This is a genomic window from Haloarcula argentinensis DSM 12282 (assembly GCA_000336895.1).
Classification (GTDB): domain Archaea; phylum Halobacteriota; class Halobacteria; order Halobacteriales; family Haloarculaceae; genus Haloarcula; species Haloarcula argentinensis.
The window spans coordinates 1-18,560 of the sequence record AOLX01000017.1 but is presented as its reverse complement, the minus strand read 5'-3'; the positions used below and the strand labels follow the sequence as shown (position 1 = coordinate 18,560).

Here is an 18,560-nt window from a genome sequence, read left to right as displayed (position 1 = left end):
GTGGTGAATCACTGGAGCGACAACCGGCTTATTCGTCGTCTTCGCTGCGTTCGCGGTGGAACTGCCCAGACCCACCGTGTTGCTCGACGACCTTCGCGGCGCGGTCAGCGCTCTCTTCGAGCGCGTCTTCGGCGGTCTTGTAGTCGGGCGCTTGCACCTGAATGCGGTACTCGGGCGAGCCGACGTAGGTCACTTCGAGTTCGATCTCGTCGGGGACCTCGCCGTTGCCCTCCGCGGCCTGGAGCGCTTCCTTGATGACGTCGACACCGTCGCTTTCGGGACAGGACAGGTCGACGTAGCCGGTGACCTGCACGTACGGCACCGAGACGTTGTTCCGGGCCGTCTGGACGATTGCGTCGATCTCCTCTTCGGAGAGGTCGACGTCTTCGAGGGCGTCCTTGCCGTGGATCGCCGCTGACTCGAACCCGTCGTACATCGAGCCGAACTCCGACAACAGCTCGTTCGCGATGGCGGCGTACGTCTCGTCGTCCAGATCCTCGCCGAAGGCCAGCTCCATCCAGTTGTCGGCCTTCTGCTCGTTTTTCCACTCCTGAATCTTCTCTTTTCGCTGGTGGTCGTTGACGTCCTTGATTGAGAGGTCGATCTGCTGGGCACTCTCGTCGACGTCAAGTACCTTGGCAACGACTGTCTGCCCTTCGTTGACGTGGTCGCGGACGTTCTTGATCCATCCGCTGGCGACCTCGGAGATGTGACAGAGGCCGCGCTTCCCCTCGTACTCGTCGAGGTCGACGAAGACGCCAAAGTCTTCGATCTCGTCGATCTTGCCGACGACGAGTTCGCCCGGTTCGGGCCAGCCGCTGTATTTCATCCTATCGGGCCTCGACGACGGCGGTCACTTCGCCTTCGATATCGGCCTTGCCGCCCGTCGGGCGGGCGATGGTGTGGCCACAGACGGCACACGAAACTTCGCTCGCGGCCTTCTCGAAGAGACTCTGTTCGTTCTCGCAGTCGGGGCATTCGACGGTGATGAAGCTTCCTGCCATCGTTACTCCTGGAACTCCAGTCGGCCGGCGCGCCATCCTTCGCGGAGGTGGGCCTTCCCACACTCGCCACAGCGGTACTTGAGGTCCGTCTTCTTGGTGGGCTTGTCGCCACCCGGGACCTTCGAGAACTTCCCGTCGTTCCCGATACCGGAGTTACGCTCGCGCTGGCGGTCGATCCACTTCATGCCGGTCTGACGGCCGCTACGGACTTTCTCGACCTCGTGTTCCTGGTGCTCGTTACAGTGCGGACAGTACGTATTGAATCGTCGTGGCATCTGCATAGATATCGGCCTTACCGAGCGATTTGACGTGCCCGCTTAAAACCCGTTTGGTTCGCACCTGCTGTCTGCCCCACAGTACCGTCCCTACCGCGTGACTAACCACCATACTCAGTCCGTCCGCGTTCCACCACCGCTCCGGCTACTGGAACCGGGCTGACGGTCCACTAGATTCGATTCGGACTGCGCCGAACACACCAGACTCCGAACCCGAAAGCAGTTCAAGATTCACCGCTTCACCAGCAGAGAGTGACCGGAGCTTCGTCGCCAGTTCGCTGTCGATGTAGTCAACGACTTCGTAGGTCTCGTCGGCTTCGACGTCTCGGAGCTCCATCCGTCCGTCGTCGTCCATCGGGCTGACGACGACTGAGACCCGCTCGCACGACCGCTGCTGTTGTTTCAACATACATGACTGTCGCTATTCCGGATATATAAATCTCGGCTATCAGGCTGTTAAGCATCTAGACCCGACCGGTAAGAATATAAGGACATTCTAGTTACAGGTAATTCCTCGACGCTCTCTGTCGGTTACTGTGCTGTGTCGCATTCGCCTTCGAAGTCACTAAGTACGCTGTTGGCAAAGGAACGGGCATGAAGAAGCTCATTATCCACGGCGACCCGGGGCTGCGAAAGGGCGGCCGCATCGAGTACGAGGACGAGGAGTACGAGGTGTTCTCGGTTTCGCGGCAGGGCGACTGGCACGGGCCGGACCGGCCACAGCTCTGGTGTACTATCGGCTCGGAGGACGAAGAAGAGACGTTCAAGACTCAGGAATACATTCCGATGCATCTGGACACGGACGACATCGAAGCTGAGGCCGTCACCGTGCTCCGCGAGCGCGCCCCGCCGAACGCCGAGTCCTGAGCGGCCCGCATCGTTCCCTGCAAACTCGCTGTTCGCCAAGAGTACCCCGCTCCTTTTTAGAAGTACTCCGGTCGGACCTGATAGATCGTGACGCCGCCGGCTCGTTTCGCTACGGTCACGCCCTGTAGCTGGTCGACAGTCACGTCGCCGTAGCGGGCTCGTTCGGCCGGGCCGACGTAGACGTAGCGCACGTCATATGCTTCGAGGAGGCGGCGTTGCTCGGTCGCGTCGCCGGTGTAAATCGTCTCCACGTCGTCGACGCGGCGGTCGTACACTGTGTCGTTGCGGTACTGGGCCTCGTGGGTCCAGCCCGCGACGGTCGGCAGTCCGGTCAGACTCGACGGCGCGCTCGCGCCCTTGCCCTCGTTGGCGTCCCACTCATAGTCAGCGGGGGCGGCCGTGACAATGGTTGGCCGGCCCTCCGTTGTCGCATCGAGCCATCGAATCGCTTCGGCTTCTTCTGGATGGTCGTCATCGAGGTATGCCAGCCCGTTTAGTGTGGGCTCTCCCGCGGCGTCGGCGTGATTCCAGAGCGCGAACGCGCCGTACAGCGACGCCGAACAGACCAGCAGGGCGACGAACGCGCGGACGCCGATGGTTGCCCACGCTCGCGCGCGGTCGCCGGTCGGCCGCCAACGGGTGAGCAGCCACGCCAGCACGGGGCCGGCGGCGACCCCCCAGAGCACCCACACCTGCATATACGTCTTGAACACGGTGTTCATCCGGCCGATGTTCTCCCTGACGAAGACGAATTCGACGACGAAAACGAGGCCCGCGCCGGCGAGAATCAGCACGGCTTCGAAGCCGACGGGCCGGTCGCCGCCGTCAGCGAGCGCCGGAACCGCGTCGACGGTACGGTCAAGTGTCGGCGAGCGCGCGAACAGCCACGCGCCGAGCAGTAGCGGGGCGAGCAAGCCGACCGCTGCGATGTCAAGCGTCGCGGCGAGCGCCGCCGTTCCGACGGTCACGAGACCGACGATGCGGGCCGTACTCTGCCCGACAGCACGCCCGGTCTGGGCGTACAGGTACAGCCAGAACGGGGCGACGAACAGGCCGTGGACGGCCAGAAGTTCAAGTAGCGAGGTCCGGTCGGGCAGAACCGCAATCTCGCGGCCGCTCGCCGGGCCAAGCCAGAATGGGAGCGACCAGAGCAGTCCCAGCGCAAGAACGCTGCCAGCGACGGCCAGCCCCATCCCAATCCGAACGCCCTCTTGACCCGGTCCGTTCAGTCGGAGCCGCTGTCCGATATCATCCGGGAGGAGCGTCGTCGGGTCGGCCGGCGCAACGGTAACCGTCAACAGGGCCAGTCCGCCCATCGACGGGAAGGACCACGTGTTCGTTACGGCCATGATGCCCGCGACGGCCGGGAGCGCACCGAAAAGCAGTGCGAGCCGCCGTCGACGCTCGGCGGCCGGCGTCTGGTAGTAGCTGAAACAGAGTGCGGCGGCAAGCAACAGGAAGCCCGTGCTCATCATGTGGGCGTGCATATCCCCGTTGAGCCAAGCGAACAGCGGGAACTCGTCGATGACCAGCGCAGCTCCGGGTTCGTACGTGCCGAAATCGGCCGCGCTGTCCTCAATGACACGGCTCGCGTCCCAGTAGCTGAACGAATCCGGCCCCGCTGCAAGCCCCTTCAGTTCGTAACCCGCCCGCTCGGCAACGCTCTGGCTCAGCCCGCCCGGCAGGAGCCAGACGAGGAACTTCGCGGGCGTCGAGAGATTGCTCGCGATGCCGACACAGAACGCGGTGAGGCCGGCGGCCAGTCGCCGTGGAAGGCCGCGATCGCTCGCGACAGCGCCCGCCAGTCCGTACGCCGCCGTGACCAGCGTCGCATAAAAGCCCGCCAGCGCGAGATTGTACGCGAACTGTCCGGCGGTGCCCGTTATTCTGGTGAGAATCGCCGCAATGAGATGCCCACCGTAGTAGTACGCGACCGGCTCGCCGGCGAACCACATGTCCTCCAGCGGGAGGCTGTCAGCCCGTACGAGCGACTGCAACAGCCCGAAATCGAGGAACTTCTCGCCGCCGATTGGGACAATTGCTGGGTCGAGTGCCCGGATACCGACGACGAACAGGAACGCGACTGTGAACACGCCGGCCGTCTCCGCATACGTTCGGGGATTCGGTTCGCTGTCCTTTCGCCAGACAGCCAGTGTACTCACGGCGAGAACGGCGACACCGAGCCAGATGCCGAGCGTCAGCGAGAGGCGACCGACGAAATAGGTGACCAGCCACAGTATCGAGACGGCGACCGGAACGCCAAAGGCGAGTCCGTGGTCGGCAAAGCGTGGGAACAATAGTCCGGCGACGGTCCCGCCAGCGTACAGTAATAGAAGGTAGAGGGCGAGCCAGATGGCGAGGAGCCCGTATTCCATCACTGAAGGGACCGGTTCGCTGGCCTATACGCTTTTTCGTTGCTCCCGCGGTTATCAACTGACTAGGGACCGGTAGCTTCGAACTGTTTTTACTTCCGCCTGTCCCACTATTCGGCAATGTCGCGTTCCGTCGGGGTTGTCCTTCCAGCCTACCGTCCCGACATGGACCAGCTCGGGACCTATATCGCCGCCATCGACGATGTCCTTGCCCCGCAGACAATTGTTGTCGAGCTCGATGCGCCACGAGACGGCGTCCCTGTACAGCTCCGTTCGCTCCCAATCGAAGTCCACACCGTGCCCTACCGTCGCGGAAAAGGCGCAGCGATCACCGCTGGGTTCGAGCGGCTGGAGACCGACGTGCTGGCGTTTGTCGATGCCGATGGGTCGACACCGGTCCGCTCGCTCGAACGCATACTGGACCCGGTAACTGAGGGCCGAACGGACCTCGCCGTGGGTTCTCGTCGTCACCCGGACGCGACGGTCGCAACCCATCAGACGTTCGCTCGGCGGTTCCTCGGCGACGGTTTCGCGTGGCTCGCCGGCCAGTTGCTCGACGCGCGACTGTACGACTACCAATGCGGTGCGAAAGCCATCGACGCGGCCGCCTGGGAGCGCATCCGTGACCATCTGTACGAGCCCGGCTTCGCGTGGGACGTCGAACTGATCGCTATCACTGCGGCACTGGACTTACGTATCGAGGAGGTCCCCATCGAGTGGGAGGACAAGCCCGGCTCGACGGTGTCGCCGATACGAACGTCGATAGACCTGCTCGAGGCGCTGCTGACGGCTCGCCACCGATCGAAGCAACTGCGCGACGATCGCCTTCATACGGCTCTGGCTGAACACCTCGACGAACCAACCGCCCTTATCGAGAAGGACCGATGATGGACATCGAACAGCAGGTTCGACGCATCGTTCCCGACCGGTTCGAGTCACTTGTGTCGGGCGTCCGGTTCGGCCAGTTCGTCTCCGTCGGCGTCGTCGGCGCAATCAGCGACAACACGGTGCTCGCCGTGCTTGGCCTCGCTTTCGGCGTCAGCGATATGTGGGCCAAAGCCGCCGGCGTCGAAACGGCGATTCTCGTGATGTTTCTGGTCAACGAACATTGGACGTTCTCCGGTCAGGGTGCCACCGGCCGCCGTTCGTTCGCCAAGCGACTCGGGAAATCACACCTCGTCCGGTCCGGCGGCGTCGCGGTCCAGCTTGCTATCTACTGGCTGCTCACGCAGTGGTTGACAGTTGAGCTTCTCGTCGCCGGAACTGATCTGTGGTTCATTGCCGCGAGCCCACTTGCCATTGGCGTTGCGATGCTGGTCAACTACGTCGCCGAGAGTATCTTTACCTGGCAGGTCCATGCGGACGAGTGAGCATAGCGCGTTACTAACTCACGGACGGCACTCGAATCACAACCCTTAATGAGGGGACCGAACTACGAGATAGTAGCGGGATGGGATAGCCAGGAGATTCCGGCGGGCTCATAACCCGCAGATCGGTAGTTCAAATCTACCTCCCGCTATCATTTTGCCGAACTCACTCTTCCAGTGAGACGTTTCACCGCCGAACAACGCTGAGTTCGGCAATTATAGCTGAGAAGATTTGAACGAGAGAACACCGAGTGATAGTGAGGTGTTCGCGTTGTTCAAATCTACCTCCCGCTATACTCTGTTGCTCACAAATTCGTGAGTGACTGGAGTAGTCCAGTATATTTGAAGGGGGTCACGAGCGATCAAAGAGAGCGACGTGAACGTGCTTCAAATCTACCTTCTGGGACATTTCTCGCGTTGTAGACTGCTTTCAGCCTGTTCACCGCTATTGCTCATTGCTGTGGAGGTACCCTTCTCTGGCCGCTGTAAGTATCCGGTACAGCGTGGCAACCAGTGCAATAACGAGCAACACGCCAAGGACCTGTGCAGGCGTGTTCTGTGTCTCGAATGCCCACGGGAGCGACAGCGCTACAAACCGAACGGAGACGATGAGTCCGGCGAGGGTCGTAACGGCGACCAACAGATACCGGGCAACACGCTGAAATGGGCCGCCGCGGTCCATCGTCTCGAGGCCGTATCGCTGTACCATCGCTCCTTCCAGTGCCAGCCAGAGCGCCAGCAGTGCGGCCACACTGAATCCGACGGTTCCGAGCGGGTCCGGAAGCGCGAGCCCCGTTAGTCCGGTGACAATTTTGCTCGCGCCGACGAGCAACCCGAGCGTCAGCGGCCCAAGTAGTACAAGCGAACTGAACACGGCGGCGAAATCCCCTGCAAGGGATCGAATGGAGGGAGACACAACGGTTAGTGTCGATTCAATATCTTGTAAGTCTACTGGTAACTGCTGGCGGCCTGCTTTCGAATTGCTACGGAAACCGTATCAACAACCGCTCTAATCGTCGCCGTGCTCGTCGACGATGGTGACCTCGCCGTCGATGACCTGAACGTTGATCAGCGTCTTGGCGTCGTACCCCGCTTCGTCGAGCTTGTTCGTCCCGTCGGCTTTCTTGATGACACAGACGATGTCGCGGATGTCCGCGCCGATGTCTTCGAGCGCGCCCGTGAGTCCGGCCAGCGTCCCGCCGGTCGAGAGCACGTCGTCGAGGACGAGCACCTGGTCGCCCTCGTACACGTCGTTGACGTACATCTCGCTCTCGGAGTAGCCGGTCACTTGGGACAGCGACACTTCCCCGTCAAGCCCGTACTGGCGTTTGCGGACGACGACGAGCGGGATGTCGGTCATCAGCGAGACGGCTGTGGAAATATGGATCCCCATCGCCGCCGGTGTGACGATCTTGTCGACGTCGTCGAGCTCTGCCTTCCGGATGATCTTGATGACGATTTCGCGCAGAAGTTCCGGTCGAAGCATCGGGACCCCGTCGCTGATGGGGTGAACGAAGTAGTGATAGCCTTCCTTCTCGATAATTGGTGCTTCGAGTAGGGACTTCTTGAGTCGGTCCATGCTGGCGGTACTACAAGCCCGTACTAAAATTCTCCGTCACCGACTCAGTAGAGCGTCAGCAACTCACCGAGTGCTCGCATCATGGGCAGGAGGTGTGCATCACCCAGTGCGTAGTACTCGACGGTCGTCAGCAGCAGAAACACAGCCGCCACGCCCGTTGCAGCACCGAGAAGCACTGTACCGATCTGCCCGGCTCGGCCTTTGGAGCGCCCACTCAGTGCCCAGATGCCGAGTGGAACAGCGCTCCCAAGCGCGAGCAGCGCGTGCAACTGGAACGCTTCGCCGATGCCGTTTACTGTCACCGCGACGAGCACCACGGTCACTTGCCCGCCGATCAACACTGTCCCCGCAACTGTCCAGAGGAACAGGCGCCAGTGATCCGTGAGGCTCTTGCGTACCGCCGGGAGCCGCACGAACAGATACACGCCGAGCGGATAGAGCGGAAACAGATACCGGGCAGTCACCTGTGCGTGCAGTGGCAAGCGGCTGTTGTACAGCAGGACAACGCCGACGAAAGTCGTTATGGCGAACGCGTCCACGACGCGGTCGGCGTTGAGTGTCCGGTCAGCCATCGACGATGGCAACCGTAATCGTCGGATGATTGGGAGTGCACCGACCATGCCGACGAGAACCGGCGCGGATTCGAGCAGTGAGAGATTGACGGATTCTTCACCGGCGTTATTGAGCGCACCGCTCGCGCTTCCCGACCGCACGAACGCGTGATACACGTCATTTGGTTGCTGCTGGAGTGTTTTGAATCCCGCAACGAGTTCGCCGCCAAGCAGCAGCAGTGGCTGCATTCCGCTCTTGATGGTCCCGAGCAGAGGTGCCAGCGACGTGAGCACTCCTCCGGACGCGCCACCACCGCCACTACCGCCACTACCCCCGGCACTGCTCGCAGCATTGCTACCGAGGGAGCCGCCGCCGGAAACCAGTCTCGGCGGTTTAATCGGGGAGCCGGAGATGGCGAGATTAGTGATAATGAACGGCAGCAGGGAGAGGGCGAAGACGACGCCGATACGAGCGAGCGTCCGTGGGCTGTTGTTCGGAGCCGTCGGGATATCGACGAGTGCCAGGGCGACACAGAGCAGGAGTGCTTCCGGAGCGTGTACCCACGCGTACAATCCCACCAGCGCGTAGGCGAGTGCCCTGAAGGTCGTCCGGTGCGTGACAACTGCCCCGTCTGCTGGCTTGCGGCTCCGATAGAGGCAGTACGCGACGCAGACGACCACCGTCCCGGTGACAGCGTGGCGCTTTGGCACCGTCGCCCAGAAAGCCAGCGGTGTCCCAGCTGTGAGCACAATAGCGCTCAGGAGTCCTAGCCGACGTGTGTGCACCCGACTGAGGAGCCGATAGAGAACCACCGGGGTAAACGCCGCAATGAGGAGATGCGTCAGCTGCAGCGCGTACAGATGGGTTCGGCCGGCGTCGAGTGGCTGTGCCAGTGTCACATTCAGCCCGAACAGCCCTAGGACTGCGACGGCACCGCCATAGAGGACCCAGTCGCCGTCGGTGTAGTAACCGCACTCCACCACCAGCGCTAACAGCGCCAACGACCAGAGCGCGACCAGTGCAATGCGGAGTTCGACAACGGCGGTGAGCAGGTCAAGCACGAACACGAGCGGCAGCGAGAGGACAATGACACCGTAGTTGCGCGCGTACCACTGGCCGCCATACCTGCTCGCCCCCGGCGTCTCTAACCCGGGACCGTAGGCAGCCTCGGTCATGGCCAGCTGTCCGTTCGAAAGGCTGTACAACCCATTTGCCAGCGTGTAGGAATCGTTGAGAACGAACGCCATCCGCCACAGCAACCCGAACAGCACGACTGTCGCGAGAAACACGGTCAGGCCGAGCCGGTCGCCAAACAACACCGCGTACACCGTCTCACGGGTGTTCGACAGTACGGGCGTCCGACGTCGGAGACGCCCGACGAACTCCGTCGCTGTCATTCGACCACCGATATCGTGACGTTGCGCGTCGCCACCACGCCGTGGCCCGACCCGTCGCGCTTGCTCACCGTCACTGTGCCGCTGTACTGCTTGCGCTCTATTTCCTCGTCGGTGAACGTATCGGACGCCAGCGTTAGCGTGTACTCGTCTCCGGTTGAGTCGTCTAGAAAGTGATTCGTCGTCCGTGTGTAGCCCAACTCCTCGATTGTAAGTTCGTAGACGAGCGTCGGCCGCCCGGTACGATTCGCGAACTGTACGCGGACCGGCGGTGTATCGAGGTAGTAGCTCGCCGCGCCGTAGGACCCCTTCTCAAGCGTTACGTCCTCCGACAGTTCGACTGCGGACACTGTGACATTGCCCGTTTCGAGTGCAACCGGCTCTGGTTCCGTTGCCAGTGTCACGCCGGGGAACAGCGGGCCAGAAAGCAGTGTGACGCCGAGTATGATGGCGATAACACTGGTGGTAACGGCCCGCGTTCTTTCCATTGTTACCAGTCAGTATATATCTGGTAATAAAAGTGTCGTGGCAACTTCTCATGTTTGATTCTGCAACATACAAAAATAGCGGAAAAGATAAATATTTCAACATAATGACGCTTCCGCTCACTGCATAAAAACGAAAAAAAAAAATGAACTCCGCTTATGCTTCCGGTCCAGTGTCCTGAGCGAGCGTTGCAGAGGTATCGCCTTCGATTGGCTCGTACACGACCCGGATGTCGTATTCACCATTCGGAGCTGAAGCACTTGAGGTACTACTGTCAATTGTGATACTGTTGCCAGCAGTCACATCATTTGTGCCCGCTACGCTTGAGCCTGCCACAGCTGCCCAAGTTTCATCGATACCGTCACCGGAATTGGATGTAGTTGATCCCCGGACGTGGAGTTCATTTGCTTGGATAGAGTCTCCACCGTCATGCGTAATATCGAGTGTATTCGCTGACTCACTGTATTCGAAACTGAAGCTAGCCTGGGGCGTTGCTTGTTGTGCCTGGTCCCCGAGACCGAGCACAAAGGAGGCGATTACTGCGGCCAGAATGACCGTGATTGCGACCATCAGGATGACCCCGATGACCGGCGACACTGCATCGTCGTCGTGGATGAGTTGTTTGATATCCATGGTTTGTTCGACGCACACCGCGAGTGTGACCCGAGTAGGAACCCCCTATAGGTCGAAGGACTTCCTTACCGGCTCGCGGGGTGTGCTGACTCAACCACATGGGATGTGCCCACTTATACTCACAGCACGTTTTAGACGTTCAATGTCGCCTTGAAAGCCTTCAAGGCTGGCTGTACCGCCGGAATTCGATATAGCGGTATTTGGATAGTTCAACGGTAAACGAGACAAACGAAACAGCGCAAGGCCGTGAAACAAATTGTGTACTTCAGTCGTCGGAGCCGGCTTCCTGCGCCACATACTCGGTCAGTGTCATCTCACGACCGGCGTAGGTATGATAGCCCGCGGAGACGCTGAGTACAACCGCGATCAGCGTGGCCCAGACCAGCGGGGGAATCGCCGTGAACGGATAGACGCCGACCCAAAGGATGGTCACGATTGCCAGGCTGACCGCACCGAGCGAGAGGTAGTACTCACGCCAGGGGAACTCGCTTCCCGGCACGATTTCGAGATAGATAGTGAGTTCCTCTGTGTGTGCAGTCTTGGAAATCGTCCCGTTCTCGTCATCGTAGTCGATGATACCCGTCTCATCCATGCGCGGGAGATGAGACTGCTGTAACGTGGTGTAGACGCGCTTCCGTTGTGCGCTCGTGACTGCAGTGTTCGGGCAGTCATACTCCTGTGCTGCGACGTGTGACGCGAGATCGCCGAGCTGTACTGGCCCGTCGTGTTCCCGTAGATACTGCAGCGTGTACCGACGCCGTTCGTTCTGCAGAACGTCGAATATCTCGCCTTTTGAGAGGCCATCGTCCGTAGTGGAGTCCGACCGTTCTACCTGCTTACTCATATTATATTCTCCAATCCCCACCACCCATCGCAGGGAATACAGCAGATATCAGGGTGTTCATCAGTTATAAACTCACGGATTTTACCGTCGGAAAAAACAAGACGTATGCGATTTTACGCGTCTGGTCCGGATGCAGTCGCGAGCGTTGCGGAAGTGTCACCATTGGCCGACTGGAAGACAACGTTTAACGTAAAGCTGCCCCCGTCAACTCCGACATCTACGGAGTTGCCAGCGACAACCTTACTGTTGCTTCCGGTGGCTTCAGAATTCGGCCACACTGGATCTGATGCGACGATATCTCCATCACCGAGATTAAGATCAGACCCTCTGAAGTAGAGATTGCTCGCCTTAATCGAGTCGCCACCATCATGGGTGACCGCCACCTGTCCAGTTGCTCCTGCGGTGCTATCATAGTCTGTGCTAAAGCTAGCCTGCGGAGCCGTGTTACTGACCTGATCGCCCAGTCCGAGGACGAATGTTGCGATAACGGCTGCGAGGATGACCGTGATTGCGACCATCAGGATGACCCCGATGACCGGCGACACAGCATCGTCGTCGTTGAAGAATCGTTTGAGTTCCATTGTTGTGTCCGCACGCATCAACAGGTCCCCCTGTTATGCCGTGCTTATCGAATCGTGGCTATGGAGATATATAAGTCTGCACCTGTATTATCAGAGCCTGTAATCACCCTATTTGTTAACAGCTATTCTGGGGTGCTTGAAACCAGATCTAGCCGACCTGGTCCGCGATTATCACAGAAGATGTTTTTAGAACATCATGAAAGGGCCAGCAGTGCTACCGTAACGAAGACCGCGAGGATGAGGATACTGAGTCCGATGCCGGCCCGCATCGGATGTACGAGGGTGTCGTCGTCGCGGAGCCGCGCAATCACGTCGTTCGGGGACGTCACCGTCCGCGTGACGATGCCCGTGGCCTGAACCACTGCGCGGTCGACGGCGGCGTACAGTTCGGTCACACCGACAACGAGCCCGCGGAAGCCATAGAAGACAGCGGGGTTGTACACCGAATCGATGTCGGGAACGCGGCCGAGCTTCGAGAGGGGCTTCTTCGTTACCGCGAAGCCGATCAGTCCGAGGACGGCGAGGACGACTCCCTCGATGAGGTGGGGGATGGTGTAGGTCTTGTAGACGTGGTGGACGACAGCCTCGCTCGTAACGTCGAACGGAAGGATGGCGAACAGCGCCGTGTCGTACACACCGTAGATGACACAGAGCGCGGCTACGGACACCATTGCCACGCTCTGCAGACGGTTCGCGTCCGGCACACTGCTGTCGTACTCGCCGTGGAAGAACGCGTAGTAGCCGAACTTGATGAACGACATGAACGTGCCGACACCGCCCAGTAGCAGCAGCCACTCGAGCGTATAGAACTCACCCAGCGGGAGCGGCCCCTTGCCGAAGGTATAGTGGCTCCCGGAGATGATGATCCCCTTGCTGACGAACCCGTTGAAGCCGGGGAAACCGGCGATAGACAGCGCAGCGACGGAGAACGCCCCCGCCGTGATCGGCATCTCCCGCCAGAGACCGCCGAGTTTCTTCAGACTCTCCGTCCCAGTCCGGTAGATGACGACACCGGCGGTCATGAACAGCAGGCCCTTGTAGAGGATGTGGTTGAACACGTGGGCGAACGCGCCAGCCTGTGAGAGGGCGCTCCCGATACCGACGCCGGCGACCATGTACCCGACCTGTGACTGGATGTGATAGGAGAGGAGCCGCCGCATATCGTTCTGGAACAACGCGAACAGCGCGCCGAAGACTGCCATCCCGCCGCCCATGTACGCGATGGCCTCGTGACCGTTGGGGAATGCGCGGTACATCCCGTAGACCCCGGTCTTGGTCGTGAACACACAGAGGAAGACGCTGGCTGCGATGTGTGGGCGCGGATAAGTGTCTGGCAGCCACGCGTGCAGGCCGATGAAGCCGACGTTGACGCCGATTCCGATAGCGGCCAGGGCGGCGGCCAGTCCGGGCGTGATTCCAGCCGTTTCCGGACCGCCCGGAACTGACGAGAACAGGAACGTTCCCACCTCGACGTAGTGCCGGAGGATGGCGGCCATCAACAGCGTGCCGCCCAGTCCGTGGAGCAGGGCGTACCGGAAGCCAGCCCGGACCGCCTTGCCGCCGTAGTGCCACACAAGCAGCGTGCTGGTAACGGCCATCAGCTCCCAGAAGAAGATGAGCGTCAGCCAGTCACCGGCGAACACAGCCCCGAAGCTGGTCGCGACGTATGAGAGAGCGTATCCGGTCTGTGTCGTGTCGGCCTCGCTGGCGTAGGAATAGAGCACGGCGACCGCGGCGATGAGCCCGAAGATGATACCCATCAGTCGCGAGAACGGGTCGACGTTCAGCAGGACGGCGTCGAACCCGAGGAACTGGGTCTGGAGATGTGCGCCTTCGGGCACCATGACGGCCCACGGTACCGCGAGAGCAGGTACGAGCACACCGACCGCGTGTCCGGCACGCCGCGGGAGCCGCGAGACGACGATTGCCAGCGCGAGCAGTACGACGACTGGCGGGACCATCGTTAGCGTCGACATCAGGCCATCACCCCCGGGAGATTGCTGACGATGGTATCGACGATACGCAGGAAGACGGCCGTGTACGGCACCGTCCCTAGCAGGAGCGACAGCGTAGCCGCGGTGAGTATCGGCCCGAGCATGAACCACGTGCTTTCGCCGCCGCGCCAGCCGCGGTCGTCCCAGCCTCCTGCGGGCGGGCCGCCGTGGTGCTCGTGCTCCTCATCGTGTTTCCCGAGGTGGTCGACGTGCTCAGGCTCCGGCACCTCGCCCTCGTCGCTGGCGGCGTGTGTCTCGTCACTGTCACCACCGTCAGCACGCAATTCACTCCGGCCGCCGAATGGCCCCTCAATGAGTGGTTTCTCGTCGTGGCCCTCTGGCGATTCGAAGTACGCCTGGTAGACGATAGGCCAGAAGTACGCAATGTTGAGGACGCCGGAGACTAGCAACGCGGCGGCGAATACGAGCCCGCCGCTTTCGAGGTTCAGTGCGCCGATAACGAGATACCACTTACTGACAAACCCGGCGACCAGCGGAATCCCGGCCATCCCGGCCGCGGCGACGGCGAAGGCGGCCATCGTCAGCGGCATCCGTTTCCCGATGCCGGCCATGTCGCTGATGTCGTCGGTGTGAGTTTCGACGTGGATCGCGCCGGCACAGAAGAACAGGGTGAGTTTCATGAACGCGTGGGCGGGGATGTGGAGCAGACCGCCGGTTAGAGCGTTCTCTTTGAGCAGTGCCAGCCCGAGCACGATATAGGAGAGTTGGCTTATCGTCGAATACGCCAACCGCCGCTTGAGATTGTCCTGTCTGAGCGCAATGATACTCGCGGTCAGCAGGGTGAAGGCCGCAATCGCGGCCAGCGGGAGGGCGACGCCGAGTTCCTTCATCGTCACAGGGCCGTATACGTCGAGGACAACTCTTGCGATGCCGAACACGCCGCTTTTGACGACCGCGACGGCGTGCAGCAGGCCCGATACCGGCGTCGGCGCGACCATGGCATCCGGAAGCCAGGAGTGCATCGGCATCAGCGCGGCCTTGACGCCGAAGCCGGCAGCAAGCAGGGCGAACGCCGCTCGTGCCAGCGTCGGGTCGGCCGTCGCGAGCGCTTCGATCCCGTCGGGGGTAAACGCGGTCGTCCCAGCGAGGACGAACACCAGAACTGTGCCACCTAGCACGGCGACCCCACCGCCGAAGGTGTACGCGAGGTACTTCCGGCCGGCTGCGCGGGCCTCGTCAGTCTCGTCGTGGGTAACGAGCGGATACGTCGACACTGTCAGCAGTTCGTAACAGACGAACAGCGTCAGCAAGTTCGACGCGAAGGCGACGCCGACAGCCGACGCGAGGCTGGCGGCGAAGGAGGCGAAATAGCGCGTCTGTGCGTGTTCGTCCAGACCGCGCATGTAGCCGATACTGTAGAAACTGGTGACGATCCACAGCAGGCTCGCGAGCAGGCCAAACAGCAGCCCGAGTGGGTCGACGTTGAATGCCAGTTCGATCCCAGTGGCGAACTGCCCGAGAACGAATTCGTATTGTGTCCCTGATAGGACGCCGGGGACCATGCTCGCGATGATAGCGAACTTTGCGAACGCGACAGTCAGGGTCACCCCCTCCCGCACGTTCGGGCGGCGCTTGAGCGAGAGAATCACGGGGATGGCCACTGTGGAGACGAGGATTGCCAGGATTGGGCGTAGCGACTCAGTCATTGGTTTAGAAGGGGTGGGAGCGTGTCCTCAAGCATTGCTTGTAACTCCGGTACGGCTGCGGTCAGCGCGACCGCGAGCGCGGCTGCGATGACGACGACGGCGATCATCCCGAACGAGACCGCCTGTCCGCTCCCGTCTGTTACGGGAGCTTCGTCAGGCTTCGAGTGGATGGTCGCCTCGGCGAAGTAGAGCCGCTCGACGAGGCGGGCGAAGTACGCGAGCGTCAGCAGCGTACTCGCGAGCAACACGGCCACGACAGCCCAGTTCTCGGCGTTGACCGCGCCAAGCACGATGTACCACTTGCCGACGAAGCCGACAGCCGGCGGAACGCCGACCATCGCCAGCGAGAGTACGGCGAAGGCAAACGCCGAAACCGGGACGCGGCTCCCCATCCCGGCGTAGCCGTTCACCGTCGTCGCGCCCGTCTTGCGCTCGATGACCCCCGTTGCGGCGAACAGCCCGCCTTTCATCACTGCGTGGCCGAGCAGGTGGACGGTCGCGCCGACGACGGCCAGCGGGGTTGCGATAGCGAATCCGGCGACGACGAGGCCGAACTGTGACACCGAGGAGTACGCGAGCATCCGCTGGACACTGTCTTGCGAGACGGCGAGCGCACTTCCCGCGACGATACTCACGCACGCCAGACCGACCAGCGCCCAGCGCGCGACAGGCACAGCGGTCAGGAACTCCACCGTGAACACGGAAAACAGCAGCCGAGCAAGCGCGTACGCCGAGACCGTCGAGACGAGCGCAGAAATGAACGCGCTCACCGTATCCGGGGCGTTCGCGTAGGCGTCGGGCTGCCAGGTGTGCAAGGGGAACAGAGCGACTTTCACCGTCAGCCCGCCGACCATCAGCCCGAACGCGGTCAGGACGAGCGTCGAGTCGTAGGCCGCCATCTCCCCGATTTTAGTCGCCAGGTCGGCCATGTTGAGCGTCCCTGTCGCCGCGAGCAGGTAGCCCACGCCGAGCAGATACAACGAGGCTCCGACGGTCCCGATGATGAGGTATTTCAGTGCCGCGACGGCAGCGCTGGCGTCCCGACCACTGGCCACGAGGCCGTATGCCGCGAGCCCCGTGATTTCGAGGAACACGTAGAGGTTGAACACGTCGCCGGTGACTGTCATGCCGGTCAGACCGGCGACCAACAGCAGGTACAGGCCGTAGAAGGGGCCTGAGTGCGGGCCGGCCTTCCGGGCGTACGCGAGCACGCCGAGAGAGATGACGGCGACGAGCAGCGCGACGGCCCCCGAGAGCCCGTCGACGACGAGTTCGATGCCGTACGGGGCGGCGAAACCACCGACCGCGTAGGAAACGGTCCCGCTCGTGCTGACGGTCCACGCGAGCAGTCCGGCCAGTCCGGTCTGGCCGACGAGCGTCAGTGTCGCGACGGGCCACCCGGCACGGTCGCTGACGAGACTGGCGACCAGCGGTATCGCGCCGCCGACGATCGGCAGGACCACCAACAACACAGGGATCTGTTCAATCATAGTAGAGCTGTTTGAGTTTGTCTTCGTCCAGCGTGCCGTACTCGGTGTAGATGCGGATAATAAGCGCCAGCGCCACGGCGGTCAGGCTCACCCCGACGACGATAGCGGTCAGGATGAGGACGTGTGGCAGCGGGCTGACGTAGGGGCCCCCGCCCTCCTTGATGATCGGCGGGTTCCCGCCAGTCCGGAACGCGAGCGTGATGAAAAACAGGAAGATGCCCGTCTGGAAAATGTTCATCCCGATGACTTTCTTCACGAGGTTCCGGGACTCGATGAGCATATACAGGCCGATACCCAGCAGCAGCATCACCGCGAAGTAGTTGTAGTGTGAGTTCAGCAGTTCAAACATTAGCTCTCATCCTCCGGTGCGTCGACGGCGTGGCCGAACCCGGCCGCAAGCAGGAAGAAGAGGCCGATGGCAACGCTCGCGACGATGCCACCAATGGCCAGTTCGACGAGCTCGATGGCGTAGGCGACCACATGGGAGATGAACTGCTCGTACAGGTGGTATTCGAGGAAGTTCCCCCCCAGAACTATCGTTCCCAGACCGATGGCTGCGAACGTGAGCACACCACCGGAAGCGAGTGCGGCGACGACACGGACGTCCAGCCACTCCCGGGCCGCGTCAATACCGTAGGCGAAGGCGAGCATCATCACGACTGAGCCGGCGATGACCCCGCCCTGGAATCCCCCGCCGGGGGAGTTCGCCCCGTGGAACATCACGAACAGGGCAAAGGTGAGCACGAACGGCGCGACGACGCGGACCGTCGTCATGATGATGGTGCTCTCGACGTAGAGTCCGGTTCGCTCGTCGCTACTCATGCGAACACCTCCTGCCTGAGGACGGTCAGTGCTGCGACCCCGGCCGAGAACACCACGACCGCCTCACCCAGCGTGTCGAACCCACGGTAGGCTGCGAGCACGGCCGTCACCGCATTCTTGACCTCCGTGTCCGCGTATGCATTGTCGATGTAGTGCTGCGTTACTTCGCCGCTGACGACAGGGTTTGCCGCGCCATCCGCCCCAATCGCGGGCAGCGACGGAACGGTCGCAACCATGACGACGACGAACGCACCGACCAGCACGACGGTCCGAACGCTGAGCGACTCGAACAGGCCGTTCTCCTGTGGGCGAACGGTGTTTGCCAGCGCCAGGATGAACAGGATCGTCATGATGCCGGCCCCGACAGCCGCCTCGGTCAGCCCCACGTCAGGGGCTTCGAGCATCACCCAGATGATGGAGATGCCGAGGCTGTAGGCGGCAAACGCCATGAGCGACGCCAGCACGTCACGGAGTACGGCCGCGCCGATAGCACAGCCCAGCACGAACACCAGCAACAGTCCCTCGATGAGCGAGAGCGTCATGACTCGCCCTCCTCATCGCCGGCAGTCCACGGCTCGATACCCTGGTCCTGTGCCTGTCTCTTATACACATCTCTGAGCGGGCTGGCAAGGC

The 18,560-nt window shown here is 61.5% G+C and carries 21 protein-coding genes and 1 tRNA gene; 4 read left to right on the top strand and 18 right to left on the bottom strand.

Annotated features, from left to right (window positions below):
• Positions 1 to 28: 28 nt before the first annotated feature.
• From C443_RS09035 to C443_RS09020, 4 genes are all read right to left on the bottom strand, one after another.
• Positions 29 to 829: a translation initiation factor IF-2 subunit alpha gene (locus tag C443_RS09035; protein WP_005535756.1), complete on the bottom strand. Its 801-nt coding sequence runs from the start codon at positions 827 to 829 to the stop codon at positions 29 to 31.
• Position 830: 1 nt separating this feature from the next.
• Positions 831 to 1,004 (bottom strand): 30S ribosomal protein S27e, encoded by a 174-nt coding sequence (locus C443_RS09030; RefSeq protein WP_004963588.1) that lies wholly within the window; start codon positions 1,002 to 1,004, stop codon positions 831 to 833.
• Between the two features lie 2 nt (positions 1,005 to 1,006).
• Complete coding sequence (locus tag C443_RS09025; protein ID WP_004593654.1) at positions 1,007 to 1,285, bottom strand: 50S ribosomal protein L44e; 279 nt, start codon at positions 1,283 to 1,285, stop codon at positions 1,007 to 1,009.
• Between the two features lie 139 nt (positions 1,286 to 1,424).
• Positions 1,425 to 1,688 carry a hypothetical protein gene (locus C443_RS09020; protein ID WP_005535755.1) on the bottom strand — a complete coding sequence of 88 codons (264 nt, stop codon included), beginning with the start codon at positions 1,686 to 1,688 and terminating at the stop codon, positions 1,425 to 1,427.
• Between the two features lie 185 nt (positions 1,689 to 1,873).
• On the opposite strand from C443_RS09020, the gene C443_RS09015 reads away from it, so the two are divergent.
• Entirely contained in the window at positions 1,874 to 2,146 is a 273-nt protein-coding gene (locus tag C443_RS09015) for an HAH_0734 family protein (RefSeq protein WP_004963583.1), read from the top strand.
• Between the two features lie 56 nt (positions 2,147 to 2,202).
• Here C443_RS09015 and C443_RS09010 read toward each other — a convergent pair whose 3' ends face one another.
• Positions 2,203 to 4,521, bottom strand: a complete 2,319-nt coding sequence (locus C443_RS09010) for a DUF2298 domain-containing protein (RefSeq protein ID WP_005535752.1) — start codon at positions 4,519 to 4,521, stop codon at positions 2,203 to 2,205.
• 117 nt (positions 4,522 to 4,638) lie between these two features.
• On the opposite strand from C443_RS09010, the gene C443_RS09005 reads away from it, so the two are divergent.
• From C443_RS09005 to C443_RS08995, 3 genes are all read left to right on the top strand, one after another.
• A complete protein-coding gene (locus C443_RS09005) occupies positions 4,639 to 5,406 on the top strand; it encodes a glycosyltransferase (protein WP_049943983.1) in 768 nt (255 codons plus the stop codon).
• Positions 5,406 to 5,888: a GtrA family protein gene (locus C443_RS09000; protein ID WP_049943982.1), complete on the top strand. Its 483-nt coding sequence runs from the start codon at positions 5,406 to 5,408 to the stop codon at positions 5,886 to 5,888. The genes C443_RS09005 and C443_RS09000 overlap by 1 nt, the downstream gene beginning before the upstream one ends.
• 74 nt (positions 5,889 to 5,962) lie before the next feature.
• Positions 5,963 to 6,037, top strand: a tRNA-Met gene (locus tag C443_RS08995).
• 293 nt (positions 6,038 to 6,330) lie between these two features.
• On the opposite strand, the gene C443_RS08990 is transcribed toward C443_RS08995, so the two are convergent.
• The 13 genes from C443_RS08990 to C443_RS08930 all read right to left on the bottom strand — a co-directional run bounded on the left by C443_RS08990 (position 6,331) and on the right by C443_RS08930 (position 18,469).
• The gene (locus tag C443_RS08990; RefSeq protein ID WP_049943981.1) at positions 6,331 to 6,801 is read right to left on the bottom strand and encodes a hypothetical protein; all 471 of its coding nucleotides are present in this window, start codon (positions 6,799 to 6,801) and stop codon (positions 6,331 to 6,333) included.
• Positions 6,802 to 6,894: 93 nt separating this feature from the next.
• A complete protein-coding gene (gene hpt, locus C443_RS08985) occupies positions 6,895 to 7,464 on the bottom strand; it encodes a hypoxanthine/guanine phosphoribosyltransferase (RefSeq protein ID WP_004518711.1) in 570 nt (189 codons plus the stop codon).
• Between the two features lie 44 nt (positions 7,465 to 7,508).
• Positions 7,509 to 9,413, bottom strand: coding sequence for a hypothetical protein (locus C443_RS08980; protein ID WP_005535741.1), 1,905 nt, complete (start codon positions 9,411 to 9,413; stop codon positions 7,509 to 7,511).
• The gene (locus tag C443_RS08975; RefSeq protein ID WP_005535740.1) at positions 9,410 to 9,898 is read right to left on the bottom strand and encodes a hypothetical protein; all 489 of its coding nucleotides are present in this window, start codon (positions 9,896 to 9,898) and stop codon (positions 9,410 to 9,412) included. Before C443_RS08975 ends, C443_RS08980 begins: the two co-directional genes overlap by 4 nt.
• Before the next feature lie 154 nt (positions 9,899 to 10,052).
• Positions 10,053 to 10,529: a type IV pilin gene (locus tag C443_RS08970; RefSeq protein WP_005535738.1), complete on the bottom strand. Its 477-nt coding sequence runs from the start codon at positions 10,527 to 10,529 to the stop codon at positions 10,053 to 10,055.
• A 265-nt stretch (positions 10,530 to 10,794) separates the two neighbouring features.
• Positions 10,795 to 11,373, bottom strand: a complete 579-nt coding sequence (locus C443_RS08965; protein WP_005535737.1) for a DUF7344 domain-containing protein — start codon at positions 11,371 to 11,373, stop codon at positions 10,795 to 10,797.
• 113 nt (positions 11,374 to 11,486) lie between these two features.
• Positions 11,487 to 11,954 (bottom strand): type IV pilin, encoded by a 468-nt coding sequence (locus tag C443_RS08960; RefSeq protein ID WP_005535736.1) that lies wholly within the window; start codon positions 11,952 to 11,954, stop codon positions 11,487 to 11,489.
• A 194-nt stretch (positions 11,955 to 12,148) separates the two neighbouring features.
• Entirely contained in the window at positions 12,149 to 13,930 is a 1,782-nt protein-coding gene (locus C443_RS08955; RefSeq protein WP_005535735.1) for a Na(+)/H(+) antiporter subunit D, read from the bottom strand.
• The gene (locus tag C443_RS08950; protein ID WP_005535734.1) at positions 13,930 to 15,615 is read right to left on the bottom strand and encodes a cation:proton antiporter; all 1,686 of its coding nucleotides are present in this window, start codon (positions 15,613 to 15,615) and stop codon (positions 13,930 to 13,932) included. Before C443_RS08950 ends, C443_RS08955 begins: the two co-directional genes overlap by 1 nt.
• Positions 15,612 to 17,105, bottom strand: a complete 1,494-nt coding sequence (locus C443_RS08945; protein ID WP_005535733.1) for a monovalent cation/H+ antiporter subunit D family protein — start codon at positions 17,103 to 17,105, stop codon at positions 15,612 to 15,614. Before C443_RS08945 ends, C443_RS08950 begins: the two co-directional genes overlap by 4 nt.
• Positions 17,098 to 17,454, bottom strand: coding sequence for a cation:proton antiporter subunit C (locus C443_RS08940; protein ID WP_004963545.1), 357 nt, complete (start codon positions 17,452 to 17,454; stop codon positions 17,098 to 17,100). Before C443_RS08940 ends, C443_RS08945 begins: the two co-directional genes overlap by 8 nt.
• Positions 17,454 to 17,927 carry a Na(+)/H(+) antiporter subunit B gene (locus C443_RS08935; RefSeq protein ID WP_005535732.1) on the bottom strand — a complete coding sequence of 158 codons (474 nt, stop codon included), beginning with the start codon at positions 17,925 to 17,927 and terminating at the stop codon, positions 17,454 to 17,456. Before C443_RS08935 ends, C443_RS08940 begins: the two co-directional genes overlap by 1 nt.
• Positions 17,924 to 18,469: a DUF4040 domain-containing protein gene (locus C443_RS08930; RefSeq protein WP_005535731.1), complete on the bottom strand. Its 546-nt coding sequence runs from the start codon at positions 18,467 to 18,469 to the stop codon at positions 17,924 to 17,926. Before C443_RS08930 ends, C443_RS08935 begins: the two co-directional genes overlap by 4 nt.
• Positions 18,470 to 18,560: the final 91 nt, after the last annotated feature.

What these genes read in the sequence shown, in the direction of transcription:
- C443_RS09000 (WP_049943982.1), top strand. Translation starts at nt 5,406, where the DNA reads ATGGACATCGAACAGCAGGTTCGACGCATCGTTCCCGACCGGTTCGAG.
- C443_RS08950 (WP_005535734.1), bottom strand. Translation starts at nt 15,615, where the DNA reads ATGACTGAGTCGCTACGCCCAATCCTGGCAATCCTCGTCTCCACAGTG.
- C443_RS08930 (WP_005535731.1), bottom strand. Translation starts at nt 18,469, where the DNA reads ATGACGCTCTCGCTCATCGAGGGACTGTTGCTGGTGTTCGTGCTGGGC.
- C443_RS08945 (WP_005535733.1), bottom strand. Translation starts at nt 17,105, where the DNA reads ATGATTGAACAGATCCCTGTGTTGTTGGTGGTCCTGCCGATCGTCGGC.
- C443_RS09020 (WP_005535755.1), bottom strand. Translation starts at nt 1,688, where the DNA reads ATGTTGAAACAACAGCAGCGGTCGTGCGAGCGGGTCTCAGTCGTCGTC.
- C443_RS09005 (WP_049943983.1), top strand. Translation starts at nt 4,639, where the DNA reads ATGTCGCGTTCCGTCGGGGTTGTCCTTCCAGCCTACCGTCCCGACATG.
- C443_RS08940 (WP_004963545.1), bottom strand. Translation starts at nt 17,454, where the DNA reads ATGTTTGAACTGCTGAACTCACACTACAACTACTTCGCGGTGATGCTG.
- C443_RS09025 (WP_004593654.1), bottom strand. Translation starts at nt 1,285, where the DNA reads ATGCAGATGCCACGACGATTCAATACGTACTGTCCGCACTGTAACGAG.
- C443_RS08975 (WP_005535740.1), bottom strand. Translation starts at nt 9,898, where the DNA reads ATGGAAAGAACGCGGGCCGTTACCACCAGTGTTATCGCCATCATACTC.
- C443_RS08960 (WP_005535736.1), bottom strand. Translation starts at nt 11,954, where the DNA reads ATGGAACTCAAACGATTCTTCAACGACGACGATGCTGTGTCGCCGGTC.
- C443_RS08980 (WP_005535741.1), bottom strand. Translation starts at nt 9,413, where the DNA reads ATGACAGCGACGGAGTTCGTCGGGCGTCTCCGACGTCGGACGCCCGTA.
- C443_RS08970 (WP_005535738.1), bottom strand. Translation starts at nt 10,529, where the DNA reads ATGGATATCAAACAACTCATCCACGACGACGATGCAGTGTCGCCGGTC.
- hpt (WP_004518711.1), bottom strand. Translation starts at nt 7,464, where the DNA reads ATGGACCGACTCAAGAAGTCCCTACTCGAAGCACCAATTATCGAGAAG.
- C443_RS09035 (WP_005535756.1), bottom strand. Translation starts at nt 829, where the DNA reads ATGAAATACAGCGGCTGGCCCGAACCGGGCGAACTCGTCGTCGGCAAG.
- C443_RS09015 (WP_004963583.1), top strand. Translation starts at nt 1,874, where the DNA reads ATGAAGAAGCTCATTATCCACGGCGACCCGGGGCTGCGAAAGGGCGGC.
- C443_RS08935 (WP_005535732.1), bottom strand. Translation starts at nt 17,927, where the DNA reads ATGAGTAGCGACGAGCGAACCGGACTCTACGTCGAGAGCACCATCATC.
- C443_RS08955 (WP_005535735.1), bottom strand. Translation starts at nt 13,930, where the DNA reads ATGTCGACGCTAACGATGGTCCCGCCAGTCGTCGTACTGCTCGCGCTG.
- C443_RS09030 (WP_004963588.1), bottom strand. Translation starts at nt 1,004, where the DNA reads ATGGCAGGAAGCTTCATCACCGTCGAATGCCCCGACTGCGAGAACGAA.
- C443_RS09010 (WP_005535752.1), bottom strand. Translation starts at nt 4,521, where the DNA reads ATGGAATACGGGCTCCTCGCCATCTGGCTCGCCCTCTACCTTCTATTA.
- C443_RS08965 (WP_005535737.1), bottom strand. Translation starts at nt 11,373, where the DNA reads ATGAGTAAGCAGGTAGAACGGTCGGACTCCACTACGGACGATGGCCTC.